The following is an 18,114-nucleotide window of genomic DNA, read 5'->3' as shown; positions in this document are numbered from 1 at the left end:
GAGTCAGACCGTGTCCACGACCAGCGTGCGTCACCACCAGATGTTCATCGACGGGGGTCACGTCGACGCCGACGAGCAGTTCGAGATCATCAGCCCCTCCACCGAGGAGCTGGTCTGCACCGCCGCGAAGGGCACGGTCGACGACGCCGACCGCGCGGTCGAGGCCGCGCGCCGCGCCTTCGACTCCGGCTCGTGGTCCCGCAAGTCGCCGGAGGAGCGCTCGCAGGTGATGCGGGCGATCGCCGACCGCCTGGGTGAGGAGGCCGACGAGCTCTGCGAGCTCGAGATCTCCGCCAACGGCGCGACGATCCGTCAGGCGATGGGGTTCCTCGTCGGCCTCGCCGCCCCCCACTTCCTCTACTTCGCCGAGCAGGCCGCGACCTACCCGTTCGAGACGCAGATCCCGACCGCCGCGTACCCGACGGCGTCGAGCAACCGGATCCGCCGCGACCCCGTCGGCGTCTGCGCCGCGATCGTGCCGTGGAACTTCCCGCTGCTGCTGGGCATCTGGAAGATCGGCCCGGCGCTGGCCGCCGGCAACTCGATCGTCGTGAAGGTCGACGAGAAGACGCCGCGGTCGCTGCTGCGCCTGGCCGAGATCGCCCACGAGTGCGGCGTGCCCAAGGGCGTCTTCAACGTCATCACCGGCGAGGGCGCCGAGGTCGGTGCGCGGCTGGCGTCGCACCCCGACGTCGACAAGGTCGCGTTCACCGGCTCCACGGCGATCGGGCGCGAGATCATGCGCCTGGCCTCGGGCACCGTCAAGAAGGTCTCCCTCGAGCTCGGCGGCAAGGGTGCCGCGGTGCTGCTCGACGACGCCGACCTGGACGTCGCGGTCGACGGGATCCTCTTCGGCTGCATGCTCTACTCGGGACAGATCTGCGAGTCCGGTACGCGCCTGCTCGTCCCCGACGCGATCCACGACGAGGTCGTCCGCCGGCTCGTCGAGCGCGCGAGCACGATCAAGCTCGGCGACCCGTCGGACTTCGACACCGACCTCGGCCCGGTCGTCTCCAAGCGCCAGCAGGAGCGGGTGCTCGGCTTCATCGAGGGGGCCAAGCGGGACGGCGTCACGGTGGCGCTGGGCGGCGGCGTCCCGGAGGGCCCGGAGTTCGAGAAGGGCTTCTGGATCCAGCCGACGATCCTCACCGACGTGAAGAACAACATGGAGATCGCCTGCGAGGAGACCTTCGGGCCGGTCCTCTGCGTCATCCGCTACTCCTCGGTCGACGAGGCGATCAAGATCGCCAACGCCTCGCAGTACGGCCTGACCGCCGGCGTGTGGTCGACGGACTACGAGCGAGCGATCGAGGTCGCCGACCGCCTGCGGGCCGGGACGATCTGGATCAACAACTGGCACCAGATCGATCCGGCGCTGCCGTTCGGCGGCTACCGCCAGTCCGGCGTCGGCCGAGAGCTCGGTCCGGGGGCGCTGGACGAGTACACCGAGGCCAAGCACGTGCACGTCGACCTGACCACGAAGCTCGACCGGCACATCTTCGACGCGCTGCTGTCGACGCCGCCGTCGAGCTGAGCCGCCGGGACCGGGGCGGGCGCGGCCGGAGGGGCGGGACCGGACGTCCCGCCCCGCCCCGCCCGCCGCGACGGATCCGACGTCCCGCCGGACCACCGGCGGAACGCCCCACCCCGTCAGCTGGGGATCTGGGTGCGGTGCTCGAGCTGGAAGTAGCGCGAGACGGCCTCGGCGCGGTTGGCCGCCGAGAGCTTGCGCAGGATGTGCTTGACGTGCGTCTTGGCGGTGCCGTGCGAGATCACCAGCCGCGACGCGATGCCGTCGTTCGTGGCCCCCGAGGCCATGAGGCGCAGGACCTCGAGCTCGCGGCGCGTCAGCAGCGCGTCGAGCGCGGAGCGCTCGCCGGAGACGGGCCGGTGCATCGGCATCGGAGCCGCGGGGCGGGAGACCCCGTCCTCGTCGGCGTGCTGCGGGGCGACGAGGTGCTCGTCGAAGGAGATCTCCTCCTCGATCGCACGGGCGAAGTTGCGCTCCGCGTCGGCCATCGTGCGCATGTACGAGCTGCGCAGCGCCGCGATCCGCTCGCCGTAGGCGATCCGCTCGTAGGCGAACCCGAACGCCTCGGTGAACATCCAGAGCAGGTCGGAGTCCGTCGCCCCCACCAGGCGGCGCTGGGCGTAGTAGTCCGCGTGGACGAAGCCGATGACCTTGTCCTGCACGATCACCGGCGCGGCGACGTAGCTGCGCGACATCGAGACGTCGGCGATCTCGCGGTGCACCCGCGGGTCGTTCTGGGCGTCGAGCACCCGGATCGGCTGACGGCGGCGGACCATCTCGGTCTCCAGCAGCGTGCGGTCCAGCCGGCGGGGCTGGTCCTGGCCGGCGCGCACGACGGCGGCGGCCCACTCCGTGTCGCCCTTGATGAAGCAGGTGCGGGGGACGAAGTACGAGTCCTGGATCGCCGAGATGAACGTGCGGTCGAAGCCCAGCCGGGCCGCCGCGATCGGGGCCTGGTCGAGCATCTGCTCCACGGTGTTCACGCCGCGCAGGAGCGCCATCGCGTCGCGGACGCGGCCGAAGGACTCCTGTCGGGCGACCTCCTGCGCCTCGCCCAGGCGGGCGGCGACGTCGCGCAGGTCGAGCATCAGGTCGACGACCTCGTCGCGCGTGGTGCCGCGCGCCCGGATCGACGAACCGCCCGAGCGCAGGGACGCGGTCAGCGCCAGCGTGGCGTCGTCGATGCGCGAGCACGCGCTCGACAGATCGGGGGACTCCTCCTCCGCCGGGGCGTCGGCGCCCTCGAGGACGCGCGCCGCACGGCCGAGGACCTCGGCGACCTGCGCCCGCAGGCCGGCGTCGTCGATGGCCTGCGTGGACGGGCTCCAGCCGTCCTCGACGGCCGCGATCTTGCTGGTCATGGTCATCCGATGCTACCCCCGCTCGGATCGGTGGTGTGTCGGGTGTCACGGACCTCGTCCGCTCCGGGCGACCCTGCGCCGCCCGTGACATCCGGCTGGTGGATCGTGCCCGCGGCCTGCAGCCGGTCGAGCTCGTCGGCCGCGATCCCCCACTCGCGCAGGCCCGCCAGCGTGTCGGCGCCCGGAGCCGGTGCGGCCGTCGGCGTGGCGGGCGCGGTGCGCGAGAACCGCGGCGCGGGACCCGGCTGCGGCACGCCGTCGACGGTCACGAAGACGTCGCGCGCGACGTTGTGCGGGTGCTCCGGCGCCTCGTCCAGCTCGAGCACCGGCGCGAAGCAGGCGTCGGTGCCCTCGAGGATCCCGCACCAGTGCTCGCGGGTCTCCGACGCGAACGTCGCGGCGAAGCGCTCGCGCATCGCCGGCCAGGTCGACACGTCGTGCTGGGCGGCCATCTCGGGCGCGTCCCCCAGCTCGAGCAGCCGGATCAGCGTCGCGTAGAACTGCGGCTCGAGCGCGCCGATCGAGACCCAGCGGTCGTCGCTCGTGCGGTACACGCCGTAGAAGGGCGCGCCGCCGTCGAGGACGTTCGAGCCGCGCGGCGGGGAGTGCTGGCCGCTCGCGTGCAGCCCGTAGAAGGCGGTCATCAGGCTCGCGGCGCCGTCGACCATCGTCGCGTCGACCACCTGGCCGAGCCCGTCGGCGCGCGCGGCGAGGACGGCGCTGACGATCCCGAGCGCGAGGTACAGCGACCCGCCGCCGAAGTCGCCGACGAGGTTGAGCGGCACGACCGGCGCCTCGCCGTCGGCGCCCGGGCCGACCGCGGCGAGCGCGCCCGACAGCGCGATGTAGTTGATGTCGTGGCCGGCGGTGGGGGCGAGCGGGCCGCTCTGGCCCCAGCCGGTCATCCGGCCGTAGACGAGCGCCGGGTTGCGGGCGTGGCAGTCGTCGGGCCCCAGGCCGAGCCGCTCGGCCACGCCGGGCCGGAAGCCCTCGATCAGCGCGTCCGCACGGGCCACGAGGTCGAGGACCGTCGCGACGCCGTCGGGGGACTTCAGGTCGACGGCCACGGAGCGCCGACTGCGGTTGAGGACCGTCAGCTCGAGGCCGCCGGGACCGCCCCGCCGGGCGGCGTCGACCCGCTCGACCCGGAGCACGTCGGCCCCCAGGTCGGCGAGCAGCATCGCGGCGAACGGGCCGGGACCGATCCCGGCCAGCTCGACGACGCGGACCCCCGAGAGCGGTCCGGCCACGGGTCAGCCCTCCCGGCGGGCCGGGGCGGACGCGGTCGTCTCAGGGCTCATCGCGGCGCCATCCGCAGCGCGCCGTCCAGGCGGATGACCTCGCCGTTGAGCATCGGGTTGGTGACGATGTGCTCGACCAGGTCGGCGTACTCGTCGGGCTTGCCCAGGCGTGCGGGGTACGGGACGCTGGCGCCGAGCGCGTCCTGCGCCTTCTGCGGCAGTCCGGCGAGCATCGGGGTCTCGAACAGGCCCGGGGCGATCGTCACCACGCGGATGGCGTGGGCGGAGAGCTCGCGGGCGATCGGCAGCGTCAGGCCGACGACGCCGCCCTTGGACGCGGCGTAGGCGACCTGGCCGATCTGCCCGTCGTACGCGGCGATCGACGCGGTCTGCACGCAGACGCCACGCTCGCCGGCCTCGTCGGGCTCGTTCCCGGAGATCTCGCCGGCGGCCAGGCGCAGCGCGTTGATCGTGCCGAGGAGGTTGACCTTGATCACCGACTCGAACTTCGAGAACGGCGTCGGGCCCTCGCGGCCCAGGAGCTTGGCGGGGGTGCCCAGCCCGGCGCAGACGACGGAGATGCGCAGGCCGCGCGGGGCCTCCTTCGCGGCGGCGATCGCGGCGAGGACGGACTCCTCGTCGAGCACGTCGCAGCGGACCCCGAGGCCGCCGATCTCGGACGCGAGCTTCTCGGCGCGGTCCTCCGCCAGGTCGGCGATGACGACGTGCGCGCCCTCGGCGGCCAGCCGGCGGGCGGTCGCCTCGCCAAGTCCCGATGCGCCGCCGAAGACGATCGCCCCTGCTCCCTTGATCTGCATCCCTGCTCCTTCTCGTGGTGGTGCGCGGGCGTGCGGCCCGCGCGGATCCGGCGCTCGGCCGGCGGTGCTGCGACCGGCACCGCGGCCGCCCCGTCGATGCCGGGGAGACGCGCGGCGCCGGCGCTCAGCCGGTGGTGCCGACCCCGGGGAAGTCGGCCGGCCGGCGCTGCAGGAACGCGGCGATGCCCTCCCCCGCCTCGGCGGTCGCCCCGCGGACGGCGATGCTCTCGCGCTCCGCGTCGAGCTGCTCGTCGAGCGTGGCGGTCGCCGACGCGCGCAGCAGGCGACGGGTGGCGGCCAGCGCCCCGGTCGGACCCGCCGCCAGCTCGTGCGCCACGGTCGTCGTGCGCTCGAGCAGCGCGTCCTGCGCGACGACCTCGGTGACCAGTCCGATGCGCAGCGCCTCGTCGGCCTTCACCCGCGTGTTGCGCAGCATCATGTCGGCGGCCCGGCGGACGCCGACCAGGCGCGGCAGCGTCCAGGACTGCCCGCCGTCGGGCGAGAGTCCCACGGCCGTGTAGGCGACGGTGAACGACGCGGCCGGGCCGGCGATCACGACGTCGGCCGCGCAGGCGAGGCTCATCCCCGCGCCCGCGGCGGCGCCCTGGACGGCGGCGACGATCGGGACGTCGAGGGCCACGAGGGCGCGGATCCCGTCGTGCAGGTCGCCGGCCAGTGCGTGCAGCGCGGCGTGGCGGTCGGGTGCGGAGGCGAAGAAGCCGACGTCGCCGCCGACGCAGAACATCTTCCCCTCGGCGCGCAGCAGGACCGCACGGACGTCGTCGCGGGCGGCCAGTCCCTCGGCCGCCTCGCGCAGCTCGCGCGCGAGCACGGGGTCGATCGCGTTGCCGGTGTCAGGGCGGGCGAGCGTCAGCGTCGCGACACCGCCGTCGACCGCGACGGCGATCGCCGGAGCCGTGACCGCCACCTCAGGCCGCCTTCGCGCCGGCCGTCCGGGAGGCGCTGATCGTCTGCGCCGCGCCGCCCTCGTCGCGCTGCAGGTGACGGCTGATGACCATCCGCTGGATCTGGTTGGTGCCCTCGAAGATCTGCATGATCTTCGCCTCGCGCATGAACCGCTCGACCGGGAAGTCGGTCGTGTAGCCGGCGCCGCCGAGGACCTGCACGGCGTCGGTCGTGACGCGCATGGCGGCGTCGGTGGCGATCAGCTTGGCGACGGAGGCCTGCCGCGCGAACGGACGGCCGAGGTCCTTGCGGCGGGCGGCGTCGAGCACCGTCGCGCGGGCCGAGTCGACGGCGGCGGCCATGTCGGCGAGCAGGAACCCGAGGCCCTGGTGCTCGATGATCGGCTTGCCGAACGTCTCGCGCTCGCTCGCGTACCGGACGGAGTGGTCCAGCGCCGACTGCGCGAGGCCGACGGCGGCCGCCGCGATGCCCAGGCGCCCGGAGTCCAGCGCCGACAGCGCGATCTGCAGGCCCTGGCCCTCGTCGCCGAGCAGCCGCCCGTCCTCGACGAAGACGCCGTCGAGCTCGATCGTCGCGGTGGTCGAGCCGGTCAGGCCCATCTTCGACTCGGGGTGCCCGGCGCTCAGGCCCTCGGCGTCGGCCGGGACGAGGAAGCACGAGATGCCGCGCGAGCGGTGGTCCGAGGTGCGTGCGAACACGGAGTAGAAGTCGGCCTCGCCGCCGTGGGTGACCCACGCCTTGCTGCCGGTCAGGCGGTAGCCGCCGTCGACCTTCTCGGCGCGGCAGCGCATCGCGGCCGGGTCGGAGCCGGCGTCGGCCTCCGACAGGCAGTAGCCGCCCAGCAGCGAGCCGCCCACCATGTCCGGGAGCCACCGGGCGCGCTGCTCGTCCGTGCCGAACGTCGCCAGCGGATAGCAGGACATGACGTGGACGGAGACGCCGATGGCGACGCTCGCCCAGGCGCCGGCGAGCTCCTCGAGCGCCTGGAGGTAGACCTCGTAGCCCAGCCCGGCACCCCCGTAGGACTCGTCGTAGGGCATGCCGAGCAGCCCGAGCTCGCCGAGGTGGGCGAACGTCGAGCGCGGGAACGCGTGGTCCGCCTCGGCCTGTGCGGCGTGCGGCGCGAGCTCGCCGGCGGCCAGGTCGCGGGCGAGGGAGACGAGCTCCTCGGCCTCGGAGGAGGGCAGCAGGCGGTCGGCGGGCATACGGGCGACAGTACCAGGGACCGTCCCGCAGTACACCCTTTTGTTCGGGGCGTCGGCTCCGGGCGCCGCCGGGTCAGCCGCCGAGCGCCCGCAGCGCCGACTCGACAAGCGCCGGGACCTGCGTCTCGGGCGGCGCCTCGTCGGGCCGCGTCCGCAGGTCCCGCTCGCGGACGCCCTCCATGATGCAGGCGATCTTCCACAGCGCGAACGCGACGTAGAAGTCGATCCGCGAGACGTCGAGGCCGGTCGCCCCGGCGTACCGCTGCAGCAGCACGTCGCGGCCGGGGACCCCCGGCACGCTGCTGGGCCCACGGCCGAGCGGGTGGGTCGCCGCCTCGTCGGCACCGACCCACCAGGCCAGGGTGTAGCCGACGTCGGCCAGCGGGTCCCCCAGGGTGCAGAGCTCCCAGTCCAGCACGGCGCGCAGGGCGCCGTCGGGGCCGAGGATCACGTTGCCCAGCCGGTAGTCGCCGTGGACGATCGAGACGCGCTGCTGCTCGGGCACCGCCGCGGAGAGCCGGGCGTGGACCTCGTCGATCAGCGGCACCTCACGGGTGCGGGAGGCCTCCCACTGGCGGTGCCAGCGGTCCAGCTGCCGGGCGACGTAGCCCTCGCGCCGGCCCAGGTCGCCCAGGCCGGCCGCGTCGACGTCGAGGTCGTGCAGGGCCGCGAGCCCGTCGATCATCGACCGCGCGACGGTCGGCCGGTCGCGCTCGGCGAACCCCGCGAGCATCGCGGCGTCGTCGTGCAGGACGGCACCGTCGACGTGGTCCATGACGTAGAACGGCGCACCCGTCACCGTCGGCTCGTCGCAGACCCCGAGGACCACGGGGACGGGGACCGCGCCGGACGCGAGCGCCCCGACGATCCGGGCCTCGCGCAGCACGTCGTGCGCGGACTCCAGGACCGCCCCGGCCGGCGGGCGTCGCAGGACGCTCACGCGACCGGCTGCGTCGGTGACGCGGTAGGTGAGGTTGGAGCGCCCGCCGGCGATCCGGGCGAAGGCCAGTGGCGCGGCCCCTCCGGCGACGCGCCCGGTCCACCAGGCCTCGACCGCGGGGACGTCGATGCCGGGAAGCAGGGCCGGAGGCTCGGGCGGAGTCACGTCCATGAGCCCGAGTATCCCGCCACGACACCGTCGGTGTCCGGGAGCCGGGGCGCCCCGCGGTGCACGCCTTCCGTGCTTCCCGCACGCGTCGGCCGCCCGTAGGGTCGGGTCGTGCCGTCCCGCGTCCTCGCCCTCCTGCTCACGTCCGGGGCGGTGCTCGCCGCGGCCGCGCCGACCGCCGCGTCGGCCGCTCCACGCACGACGCTGACCGGCGGGTCCGCGGCCACCGCCGCGGTCTGCGGGACCACCGCGGCGGTCCGGCGCGTCGCCACCGGTGCGGCGCTGCGCCTGTCCGTCGCGCCCGCCGCGTCGGCCCGGGGCCGCGCCGCGCGGAAGGGCTCCGCGGTCGTCGTCGAGCGCTGCGACGCCGGGGTCTGGAAGCCGCTGCGGACGATCACCCTCGGGGCGCGCCGGCGCACGATGAGCGCGGTGATCGGCACGTCGGCCTCCGCGACGGGCGACCTGCGGGTCCGCACCCGCACGCGGACCGGGTCGCACGGCCCGCCGGTCTACGCGCGGATCGGCGTCGGCGAGATCGTCGACGTGCCGATCAGCGTGCCGGTGGTCAATCGCAACCGCACCGCGACCCCGTGCCTGGGTGCGCCCGACGGGAAGACCTACACCGTGAAGGGCTCGCTCGTGGCCCCGCGGGCGACGCTCGATGCAGCGCGGCCCGCGGTCGCGCTCTACCTGCACGGTGTCGGCTACTCGAGCTTCTTCTTCCGCTTCGGGGACGTGCCCGGCTACGACTACGGCCTCGAGCAGGCGCGGGCGGGCCACGCGTCCGTGGTGATCGACCGGCTGGGCAACCCGTCGAACGGACAGCTCGGCGACGGGAACGCGACGTGCATCCCGGCGCAGGCCGACATGGCCGACCAGGTGATCGGCGCCCTGCGCTCCGGGAAGGTCTCCGGCTCGACCGGCCGTGACGGGGTGCCGGCGTTCCGGCGCGTCGTGCTCGCCGGCCACTCGCTCGGTGGCTTCATCGCGCAGGTCTCCCAGTACTCGTTCGGCAGCGCCGACGCGCTCGCGGTGGTCAGCTACACCGACGTGCCGTCGCCGTTCGCCCTGACGACCTTCGCGGTCGCCGGCGCGGACTGCGTGACCGCGCCGCGTCCGAACGGCACGACCGGCGCCCCGAACTACGCGGCGTTCGGCCGCACGGACGCGGACTTCGCGGCGGGCCACTTCCACGACATCGACCCGGCGGTGGCGGCAGCGACCCTGCGGCGGCGCAACGTCGACGCCTGCGGGGACCTGCTCTCGGCGGCGCAGGGCCTCGTCGTCGACCAGGTCGCCACGCGCACGGCGATCACCTCGCCGGTGCTCGTGATCTCGGGCCAGGACGATGTCCTCTTCTCTCCCCCGACCAACCAGCTCCAGGCGAACACGGCGTACCCGCGCTCGCGCGAGGTCCGGCTCGTCGAGCTGCCCGACACGGGCCACGCGGTCACCCTGGGCCGCACCCACGAGGCGTTCCGCCGGGCGATGGACGCCTGGCTGACGGACCAGGGGGCCTGAGCCGCTCCTCCCCGGGGCGGCCGGCCTGGAGTCTCGGCCGAGCACGACCACCTGAGCGGGAGGGTCCCCGGACGCACACCGCCCCCGGACGCACGAGGCGGCCGGGGGCGGTGGTCCTGCCGGCGGGGCGCGTCGGTCGCGCCCCGCCGTCCTGCCGGTGCCGGTCGGCTACATCTGGCCGACCTTCACCTTGACCTTCTGCTTCTTCACCTGGTCCATCAGGCTCGTGACCCACTCCTGGCGATCGTGGAAGTCGTCGGTGCGGCCGTTCCTGATCGACAGCGTGACGAGCTTCACCTTCTTGCCGGAGGTCTTGAAGACGATCTTCCTGCGGATCGCCTTCGGGATCTTCGCGGCCTTGACGGCCTTCTTCAGCTTGGCCTTGTACTTCGCCTTCACGACGAGCTGGAAGTCCTTCGTCGTGTCGTGCTGGGCCTGCTTCTTGGACTGGACCGGCTTGGGCAGGTCCGCCTTCTTCACCGGCGCGTTCTCCTCGACCGTGGTCTTCGCGGTCAGGGCGACGGGCGCCGGGGCGTCCGGAGCGGCAGCGGCCTTCGCCACGGCCGCGGTGTCGGCGGGGACCGTCGCCGTCGTCGGGTACATCGCCGCGTTCAGGACCAGACGCTCGTCCTGGTCCTTCCAGGCCCGGTAGAACGGGTTCCAGCCGAACACCGTCGCGTGACCCTGGCCGGGCGAGCTGCTGATGACCGCCGGGCGGCCGTCCAGCAGGCCGGGGCCCGTGGCGTTGACCGACAGGCCGTACTTCTGCCCGTTCAGCGACTTGGCGGAGTTGAGGTCCGTCGCGTAGCTGACCGCCGCCGTCGAGGCCGGATTCGGCGTGGTGCCCGTCAGGGACGCCGCGTCGAACATCGGGTCCGTCGAGGAGGCGCGGTAGATCCAGCCGCCGAGGTCGAAGCCCCAGGCGACCGGGTCGCTGGTGTCGAACGTCGCGTCGTAGGTCGAGCCCGGCGTCTTCATGTTCGACTGCACCGTCGTCTGCGTGACGTTGCTCAGGCCGGCGTTGCGGGCACCCGTCGCACCGCTGGTGCCGTAGTTGACGTAGCGGCCGCCCCCGTTGACGAAGGCCTGCACCGCCGTCGCCGTCGTGCCGGTGATGTTCGCCCCGGCGCCGATGATCGCGGTGTAGCCGCCGGTGACGAGCTCACCCGCGTTGACCTGCGTCGACGTGATCGGCACGACGCTGTCGGCCGGCATGTCGTCCTTGACCCGCAGCGTGAACAGCGCCTCGCAGAACGAGGTGGCGCCCGTCGGAGCTCCGGGTGCCGCGCAGTGTCCGGCGTTCACACCGATCGCGCCCGTGGTGCTCGGGCTCGGATCGGTCGCCGTCGTCGGGTACAGCGGGTTGCCCGGGACCGCGGCCGAACCCGTGAAGAGGCCGATCTTCGGCTTCGTCATCGCCTTCGTGGCGACCGGGAAGCTGCCAAGGCCGGAGACCGGGGTGTCCTGCTCGGCGGCCAGCGCCTTGATGTCGACGCCCGCTGCCGTCAGCGACGTGGCCCGGACGAGCGCCGCGCCGGTGAAGAACCGCTTGCCCGCCGCGGTGAACGCGGTGGTCGCGCGGGAGACCGCGACGCCCTTGCCCAGGAGCTTGGCGGAGAGCACGAGGCCCTTCGCCGAGTCCGTGTTGAACGCGTAGACCGGCGACGCCTCGGTGGGTGCGGTGCCGAGGTCCAGCGCTCCGACCTGCGTGATGTCGGTCGGGACCGAGCCCTTCTCCGTCAGGAAGCCGGAGCCCGCGAGGCCGCGCTGCATCCCGTAGGACCAGGTCACGACGTCGTAGTAGTACGGGTACGGGATGAACGGGTTCTCGCCCATGACCGACTGGATCCAGTGCTTCATGCCCTGGGCCATCGGGATGTAGAGCGTGCCCGCCGGCAGGGTCGCGGTCTTCGCGTCCTTGCCGTACTCCTTGACGCCCGAGAGGGTCGTCGCGCTGTTGAGCTTGAAGACCTTGACGCCGGTCTCCTGCATCTCGTCGATCAGCTTCCCGACGTCACCGGTGTGCTGGTCCGGCGGGAAGAAGTAGCCGCAGACGCGCTTGTCCGCCGGGATCGGCGTCAGCTCGTCGTGCAGCGGCGAGACCAGCTTGTTCGGCTGCAGGGTGCAGTCCGCGCCCTGCGAGACGGCGTCCTGCCACTGGCGCACCCAGTCCTGGGTGGTCTTGATCTTGTCGTTGGCGATCGTGTTGATCGTCGTGTCGATCGCGAGGTAGTGGTCGTAGACCTGCTTGGAGTAGACCTCGGCGTTGCCCTTCTCGTACGTCATGCCGGCCGCGCCCATGATCAGCGACGGGACCGTGTCGCCGTACTCCGGCGTGAACAGGTCGTACTGGCTGTAGTTGTTGTAGAGCGTCGACGTGTCGTTGAACGCGCCCTGCAGCGCCGGACCGATCTTGTTCTGGACCGTGTCGAGCGTGAAGCTCGAGATCTCGTGGTGGACCGGGTCCTCGTTCGGCGGGAAGAAGTACGCCGAGCCGCCCTGCTGATGGGCGTCAATGAAGAACAGGCCGGGGTACTCGTTCATCTTGGGGATGAACTCGCTGTTCTCGACGTAGTTCCGCGTGCCGAAGTCGCGGTTGGGGTCGAACCCGAACGCGGTGGTGCGCTGGACGGCGTCGCGGCCGTCGGGGTTGCGCACGAGCTGGATGAACAGGTCCATGTTCACCAGGCGCTTGACGTTGCCGCAGTCGGTGCGCGCGGCGAGCTCGTAGAGCTCACGCGTGATCGACTCGCCGGCGGCGGACTCGCCACCGTGCGGGGTCGCCGTGATCCAGCCGAAGGCCGGCTTGGAGACCGCGGCCTCCAGGCCGTCCTCCTCCGGGATGTCACCGGCGCGGACGCCGCGCCAGTACGCCGCGTCGCCGTTCGGGCCGTCGAGGTTGTTGATGTTGACCGGCGTGCCGACCACGTAGAAGGCGATGCGGCGGCCCAGGGAGGACTTGCCGATCTCCTTGTTGATGACCTTCACGCGCGGGTTGTCGGCCGTGACGCGGACGAGGTAGTCCGCGTAGGCGAGGTTCACGTCGCTCTGGTTGCGGCCCTGCGGGGTCGCACCGCCGACGCCGCCGGACTCGGCGCCACCGCCGGCCTGTGCGGCACCGGTACCGAGGGCCGGGACGGCCTTCGGGGCCAGACCGGTCAGGGTCGCCTGGACCGACGGGTCGGTCGCCTTGACCGCCGCCCAGTCAGCGGCGCTGTTCGAGGCGATGGCGACCTTCGTCGCCGCCCAGAACTTGTCCCACGACAGCACGCCGGCGTCGAAGGTGGGCGCGGCGGAGCACTGCGTGGGGGGCGCGTCGGCGGCGACCGACGCTGCGGGCAGCGCGGCCGATCCGGCGAGCGCCGTTGCGGCCACGGCGAGCAGCGCTCGCGTGGCCTTCATGCGACGGGACGTCACGAGAACCTCCGGCTGATGGACTTGGAGGCCAGCACCGAGCTGCCGCCGTAGCGCGCGCTCACGGTGAACTTCTGGCCGGACCGCGCGGCGGTGACCGAGCGGGTGACGGTGCAGGACTTGGAGACCTTGACCTGCTGGTTGATGACGGACTGGCCGTTGCGACGGACGACGAGGGTCACCGTGCCCTTGCAACCCTGGGCCTTGGTCACGCCCTTGGGCAGGACGAGGGTGGCCTTGAAGGTGCGGCGCAGACGGCTGCCGACCTTCTTCTTCGTGACCTTGGAGCGGAGCGTCGGCTTGAACTTCGCGACCGTCACCCGGGAGGTCACGACCGACGTGCTGCCGTTCTTGTCGACGATCGTCGCGGTCAGCGCCTGGACGCCGACGTCGGCGCCCGTCGGCTTGATCTTGCAGCTGTACGGCGCCTTCGTCTCGGTGCAGACGAGGCGGCCGCCGAGGCGGACCTCGACGCGCTGGACGCCGGCCGCGGCGGACACCGCGAGGGAGACCGTCGAGCCGGAGCCCGGGATCGTCGTGGGCTTGACGCCGAACGAGATCGTCGGGACCGCCGGGGCCGGGGCCGGGGCGGGTGCCGGGGCCGGAGCCGGGGCGGGCGAGGTGCCCGGACCGGGGGCCGGGGCGGGCGCCGGGCAGGCGACCGTCACGACGACCGGGGCCGAGCCCGTGGTCTGGCCGAGCGAGTCGCCGACCAGCGCGGTGTAGGAGCGCGTGCTGCCGCAGGCGGCGTCCGCCGGGAGGGCGACCGTCGTCGTCGGGCTCTTCGCGGTCGTCTCACCGATCAGCGTGCCGCCGTCGTAGAAGCGGATCCGCTTGACGCCGTAGTCGTCCTCGCCCGTGGCCGTCAGCGTGATGCTGCCGCCCGGGGCGACCGTCGGCGCGCTCGCGACGATCGAGACGCCGGTCGGCGCCGCGTCGTCCATCGGGAGCGGCGCGTTGGCGAGGGTGAACTGCCCCGTGTCGGGCGTCGACGCGACGCCGCTCCGGAACGGGAACATGTCGACGGCCGTCGAGGTGATCCCCGCCGGGTCGTCGGAGTCCGTGGCCGCGGTGCCGTTGACCGGGTTCTCCGGCCAGGGCTGGTTGGCCGTCGGCGAGATCGCGGGGCCGGAGTTGGCCGGGGCGCCGGCCGCGCGGGAGGTGACCCGCAGGCCCCACCAGTTGTTCTCGGCGAGGAAGACGTTCGACGCGCCGCCGGCGTTGTTCTTCGTGCCGGTGTTGGCGGTGGCGCCGTCGGCCTGGAGGTTCAGGGCGCCATAGGCGTTGTCCATGATGTTCGAGCGCGTGACCGACGTGTTGTACGTCCGGTTCAGGCCCGAGGACACCGGCGGCGTGGTGAGGAACGCCCCGATCAGGCGGATGCCCGCACCGAGGTTGAGGTTGCCGTTGTTGCTGCCCGGCGCGGTGATCGTGTCGCCGTTGGCGACGGTCGGGCGGACCGGGGCACCGGTGCCGTTGACGAGGTTCTGCGAGATCAGCGAGTCGGAGATCTGCGCACGCGAGCCGGCGGTGACCCGAACGCCGTCCTGCCCGAACAGCGGGCCGGTGGTCAGGTTGTCGACCGTGCCGCGGCTGCCGCAGTTGCCGGTGCCGGCGAAGTTGATGCACTGCGTGCGGCCGACGATCTGGCTCGCCGTGATCTCGCCGCGGTTGATGACGCCCGACGGGGTCAGCGGCGGGGTGTCGTTGGTCGCGCCGTCGATGAGGACGCCGAACCGGTTGTACTTGTCGACGCGCGTCAGCTCGATCTTCAGCGTGCGCGTGCCGTCGTTCAGCGCGTTGCGCGTCGACGAGGTCTGCACGATGCCGATGCCGGGCTGCGAGCCGCGGTAGCCACCGTCCTGCTGGAAGGCGGTGTCGGCCTCGGAGGTGACGAGGTTCGTCACGCGGCTGCGGTTGATCGAGCCCTTGGCGTCGAGGTAGACGACGCCGGCCTCGACGACGATCGGCTTGTCGTCGGGGTCGAAGCCGTCGACCGTGACGCCGCTGATGTCGACCGTGATCGGCCGGGTCGGCGCGCCGACGACGGCGACGATGTCGCCCAGGCCGTTGCGCAGGTCCGGGGTCGTCTCCATGATCCGGCCGCCGGCCGTGGAGGACGCCTTCGGCGAGATGTGGACGAGGTCGGCGCCGGCGCCCTTGAGCGTCAGGCTCTTGGTGATGAGGAGCGCGTTGCTCCCCACCGTGCCGGGGCCCTCGGCGTAGTCCCCGGCGCACACCGCGACGGTGTCTCCCGGGACCGCGGCGTTGACCGCGGACTGGATCGAGGTGTACGGCGCGGCGGGGCAGTCGGCTCCGTCGTCGTCGACCGCGAGCGTTGCCGCTCCGGCCGATGACGCGAAGGCCAGGCTCCCCGCGACCGCCATCAGTGCGACGGATGGCCGCACGGCGAAGGTCTTCATGGACAGATCCCTTGTGGATGATCGGACGAGACCCGGGGTCGGTCGCCCCGGAGGACGGCCGCCGACGGGCGGTGACGTCCGGCGGACTCCTCGGCCGGCCCTCGAGGGGGCCGGGACGGGGAGCCGACCGGACGTCGGGCGGCAGGTGCGGGCCGGCGGTCAGGCCGGTCGGCGCACGTCCCGCGTCCCGGAGGACGCGGCGACGACGGACGGGCTCACGAGAACGCGAGCAGACGCGACGTGGACCACCAAGGTCGGCGGGCCCGGCGTGTCGCGGGGCCCGGGACGACGTCCGACACGTCGTTCCGTGGCCCCACCGGTGGTGTCCGTGGATGCTGCACGGCTCGAACCTAATACGTAGATCAAGACGAATGTGATCCATCGCGTACAAGCCGCGCCGAGCACCGGAGGACCGCTGTACAACAGGGGTTTCGCGGACACCGCACACATCTGACACGGTGTCGATCCGTGGTGATTTCCTACGTAGGCGAGCGTTTCTGCGCCACGCCTGCCGGGGCCGCCCGACACCCGCCCGTAGACTCGTGGGGTGCCTCAGCTCTCCATCGGTGTCGTCTCGTCCTCCGGCAAGGCCGACGAGCGCCGACTGGCGATCCACCCCGCGCACATCGAGCGCATCGCCCCCGAGCTGCGCGCGCGGATGACGCTGGAGCACGGCTACGGCGAGCGCTTCGGCCGCTCCGACGCCGAGCTCGAGCCCCTCGTCGCCGGCATGTGCAGCCGCGAGGAACTCTTGGCGGAGAGCGACGTCATCCTCCTGCCCAAGCCCCTGGTCGCCGACCTCGAGGGGCTGCGCGAGGGCCAGGTCGTGTGGGGCTGGCCGCACTGCGTGCAGGACGAGGCGCTCACCCAGCTGGCGATCGACCGCGGCCTGACCCTGATCGCGTGGGAGGCGATGAACCACTGGACCAAGGAGGGCAACTTCTCGGTCCACGTGTTCCACAAGAACAACGAGCTGGCGGGGTACTGCTCCGTCCTGCACGCGATGCAGCTGCGCGGCGCGACGGGCGACTACGGCCGCCGGCTGCGCGCGGCCGTCATCAGCTTCGGCGCGACCGCGCGTGGCGCGGTCCGCGGCCTCTCGGCGCTCGGCGTCTCCGACGTCACGGTCCTGACGCAGCGCAGCGTGTCCTCCGTCGCGTCGCCGTTCGCCTCGGTGCGGATGCAGCAGTTCGAGCGCGACGAGGCCGGCCTGATGATGCTGCCGTCCGCCGGCCCGGCGCCGCTGCCGCTGGCGAAGGAGCTGGCCGGCTACGACATCGTCGTCAACTGCATCCTCCAGGACACCGACGACCCGCTGACGTTCGCCACCTGCGACGACCTGCCGCTGTTCCAGCCCGGCTCGCTGATCGTGGACGTCTCGTGCGACGAGGGCATGGGCTTCGAGTGGGCGCGGCCCACCTCGTTCGCCGACCCGATGATCGAGGTCGGCGAGGGGGTCCACTACTACGCCGTCGACCACAGTCCGTCGTTCCTCTGGGACTCCTCCACGTGGGAGAACAGCGAGGCGCTCCTGGAGTACCTGCCGATCGTGGCCGCCGGCCCGGCCGAGTGGGACCGCAGCGAGACGATCCGGCGCGCGATCGAGATCCGCGAGGGTCGCGTCCAGAACCCGCGCATCCTGTCGTTCCAGGGCCGCTCGGCGGAGTACCCGCACCCCAAGGGCTGAGGAGTGGGGGACGCGGGCGGGGACGACGACCTGCGGGCGGCTGTGTTCACCGCGTCGCACCGTGGCGGGTCCGGTTCGCCCCTCGTCCTCCTGCACGGGTTCCTCGACACCTGGCGGGTGTGGGAGCTCGTGCTGCCGGCGCTGGAGCGCGGGCACGACGTCCTCGCCGTGACCCTCGCCGGCCACGCGGGCGGGCCGCCCCTGCCGGACCGGGTGGACGCGGCGACCCTCCCCGATGCGGTCGAGCGGGCGATGGAGGAGGCCGGGTTCCCGACCGCGCACCTCGTCGGCAACTCGCTCGGCGGGTTCGTGGCGCTCCAGCTCGCCGCCCGCGGCCGGGCGCGGTCGGTCGTCGCCTTCGCCCCGGCGGGCGGCTGGCCGGCGGGCGACGTCTCGTACCGCGGGCTCCTGTCGTCGCAGGGCGACCTGCAGCGGCAGGCGCGGTCGATCGCCCCGCACGCCCGGTCGCTCCTGTCGACCCCGGAGGGCCGCCGGCGCGCGACCGCGCTCCTGACCGAGAACCACGAGCACCTGCCCGCCGAGCTCCTGGCCCACCAGCTGCTCGGCGTCGCCCGCTGCGACGCCGCACCACTGCTGGAGTTCGCCGCCCGCGAGGGCTACGACCTGGACGCCGAGCGCATCACCTGCCCGGTGCGCATCGCCTGGGGCACCGAGGACCGGCTGCTCCCCTGGCCGGCCACCGCGGAGCGCTTCCGCCGCGACTGGCTCCCCCACGCCGACTGGATCGAGCTGGACGGCGTCGGCCACTGCCCGCAGCTCGACGTGCCGCTCGAGACGGCGCAGCTGGTCCTGGGGTTCGCCGGGGGGTGAGGGTGCGCGGGGCGGGCGGCGAGGCGGGGGCGGACGCCGGGGCCGCG

The 18,114-nt window shown here is 73.1% G+C and carries 12 protein-coding genes; 4 read left to right on the top strand and 8 right to left on the bottom strand.

Annotated features, from left to right (window positions below; genetic code table 11):
• The first annotated feature begins 10 nt into the window (after positions 1 to 10).
• Positions 11 to 1,534, top strand: coding sequence for an aldehyde dehydrogenase (locus tag Q7T67_RS03300; protein WP_304785961.1), 1,524 nt, complete (start codon positions 11 to 13; stop codon positions 1,532 to 1,534).
• A 116-nt stretch (positions 1,535 to 1,650) separates the two neighbouring features.
• Here the strand turns inward: Q7T67_RS03300 and Q7T67_RS03295 are convergent, their stop codons facing one another.
• The 6 genes from Q7T67_RS03295 to Q7T67_RS03270 all read right to left on the bottom strand — a co-directional run bounded on the left by Q7T67_RS03295 (position 1,651) and on the right by Q7T67_RS03270 (position 8,194).
• Positions 1,651 to 2,892, bottom strand: coding sequence for a LuxR C-terminal-related transcriptional regulator (locus tag Q7T67_RS03295; protein ID WP_304785959.1), 1,242 nt, complete (start codon positions 2,890 to 2,892; stop codon positions 1,651 to 1,653).
• A gap of 2 nt (positions 2,893 to 2,894) precedes the next feature.
• Positions 2,895 to 4,142 carry a CaiB/BaiF CoA-transferase family protein gene (locus Q7T67_RS03290; RefSeq protein ID WP_304785957.1) on the bottom strand — a complete coding sequence of 416 codons (1,248 nt, stop codon included), beginning with the start codon at positions 4,140 to 4,142 and terminating at the stop codon, positions 2,895 to 2,897.
• A 47-nt stretch (positions 4,143 to 4,189) separates the two neighbouring features.
• Positions 4,190 to 4,951, bottom strand: a complete 762-nt coding sequence (locus Q7T67_RS03285; RefSeq protein ID WP_304785955.1) for an SDR family NAD(P)-dependent oxidoreductase — start codon at positions 4,949 to 4,951, stop codon at positions 4,190 to 4,192.
• A 124-nt stretch (positions 4,952 to 5,075) separates the two neighbouring features.
• Entirely contained in the window at positions 5,076 to 5,879 is an 804-nt protein-coding gene (locus Q7T67_RS03280; RefSeq protein WP_304785953.1) for an enoyl-CoA hydratase/isomerase family protein, read from the bottom strand.
• A gap of 1 nt (position 5,880) precedes the next feature.
• Positions 5,881 to 7,083 carry an acyl-CoA dehydrogenase family protein gene (locus Q7T67_RS03275; protein ID WP_304785951.1) on the bottom strand — a complete coding sequence of 401 codons (1,203 nt, stop codon included), beginning with the start codon at positions 7,081 to 7,083 and terminating at the stop codon, positions 5,881 to 5,883.
• A 73-nt stretch (positions 7,084 to 7,156) separates the two neighbouring features.
• Positions 7,157 to 8,194 carry a phosphotransferase family protein gene (locus Q7T67_RS03270; protein ID WP_304785949.1) on the bottom strand — a complete coding sequence of 346 codons (1,038 nt, stop codon included), beginning with the start codon at positions 8,192 to 8,194 and terminating at the stop codon, positions 7,157 to 7,159.
• A gap of 108 nt (positions 8,195 to 8,302) precedes the next feature.
• Here Q7T67_RS03270 and Q7T67_RS03265 point away from each other — a divergent pair, with 108 nt between their 5' ends.
• Positions 8,303 to 9,712 carry a S9 family peptidase gene (locus tag Q7T67_RS03265; protein WP_304785947.1) on the top strand — a complete coding sequence of 470 codons (1,410 nt, stop codon included), beginning with the start codon at positions 8,303 to 8,305 and terminating at the stop codon, positions 9,710 to 9,712.
• A 168-nt stretch (positions 9,713 to 9,880) separates the two neighbouring features.
• Here the strand turns inward: Q7T67_RS03265 and Q7T67_RS03260 are convergent, their stop codons facing one another.
• A complete protein-coding gene (locus tag Q7T67_RS03260; RefSeq protein ID WP_304785945.1) occupies positions 9,881 to 13,114 on the bottom strand; it encodes a M14 family zinc carboxypeptidase in 3,234 nt (1,077 codons plus the stop codon).
• Between the two features lie 11 nt (positions 13,115 to 13,125).
• Entirely contained in the window at positions 13,126 to 15,549 is a 2,424-nt protein-coding gene (locus Q7T67_RS03255) for an Ig-like domain-containing protein (RefSeq protein WP_304785944.1), read from the bottom strand.
• Between the two features lie 547 nt (positions 15,550 to 16,096).
• Here Q7T67_RS03255 and Q7T67_RS03250 point away from each other — a divergent pair.
• Both Q7T67_RS03250 and Q7T67_RS03245 read left to right on the top strand, forming a co-directional pair.
• Complete coding sequence (locus Q7T67_RS03250) at positions 16,097 to 17,236, top strand: N(5)-(carboxyethyl)ornithine synthase (RefSeq protein WP_304785943.1); 1,140 nt, start codon at positions 16,097 to 16,099, stop codon at positions 17,234 to 17,236.
• Positions 17,237 to 17,278: 42 nt separating this feature from the next.
• Positions 17,279 to 18,067 carry an alpha/beta fold hydrolase gene (locus Q7T67_RS03245; RefSeq protein ID WP_304785941.1) on the top strand — a complete coding sequence of 263 codons (789 nt, stop codon included), beginning with the start codon at positions 17,279 to 17,281 and terminating at the stop codon, positions 18,065 to 18,067.
• Positions 18,068 to 18,114 lie beyond the last annotated feature (47 nt).

The sequence above is a fragment of the Patulibacter sp. genome (assembly GCF_030655195.1).
Lineage (GTDB): Bacteria > Actinomycetota > Thermoleophilia > Solirubrobacterales > Solirubrobacteraceae > Patulibacter.
This window is presented reverse-complemented; position numbering and strand designations above follow the sequence as displayed.

Coding starts and splice junctions, on each gene's coding strand:
- Q7T67_RS03275 (WP_304785951.1), bottom strand. CDS start 7,083: ATGCCCGCCGACCGCCTGCTGCCCTCCTCCGAGGCCGAGGAGCTCGTC.
- Q7T67_RS03270 (WP_304785949.1), bottom strand. CDS start 8,194: ATGGACGTGACTCCGCCCGAGCCTCCGGCCCTGCTTCCCGGCATCGAC.
- Q7T67_RS03255 (WP_304785944.1), bottom strand. CDS start 15,549: ATGAAGACCTTCGCCGTGCGGCCATCCGTCGCACTGATGGCGGTCGCG.
- Q7T67_RS03295 (WP_304785959.1), bottom strand. CDS start 2,892: ATGACCAGCAAGATCGCGGCCGTCGAGGACGGCTGGAGCCCGTCCACG.
- Q7T67_RS03285 (WP_304785955.1), bottom strand. CDS start 4,951: ATGCAGATCAAGGGAGCAGGGGCGATCGTCTTCGGCGGCGCATCGGGA.
- Q7T67_RS03260 (WP_304785945.1), bottom strand. CDS start 13,114: ATGAAGGCCACGCGAGCGCTGCTCGCCGTGGCCGCAACGGCGCTCGCC.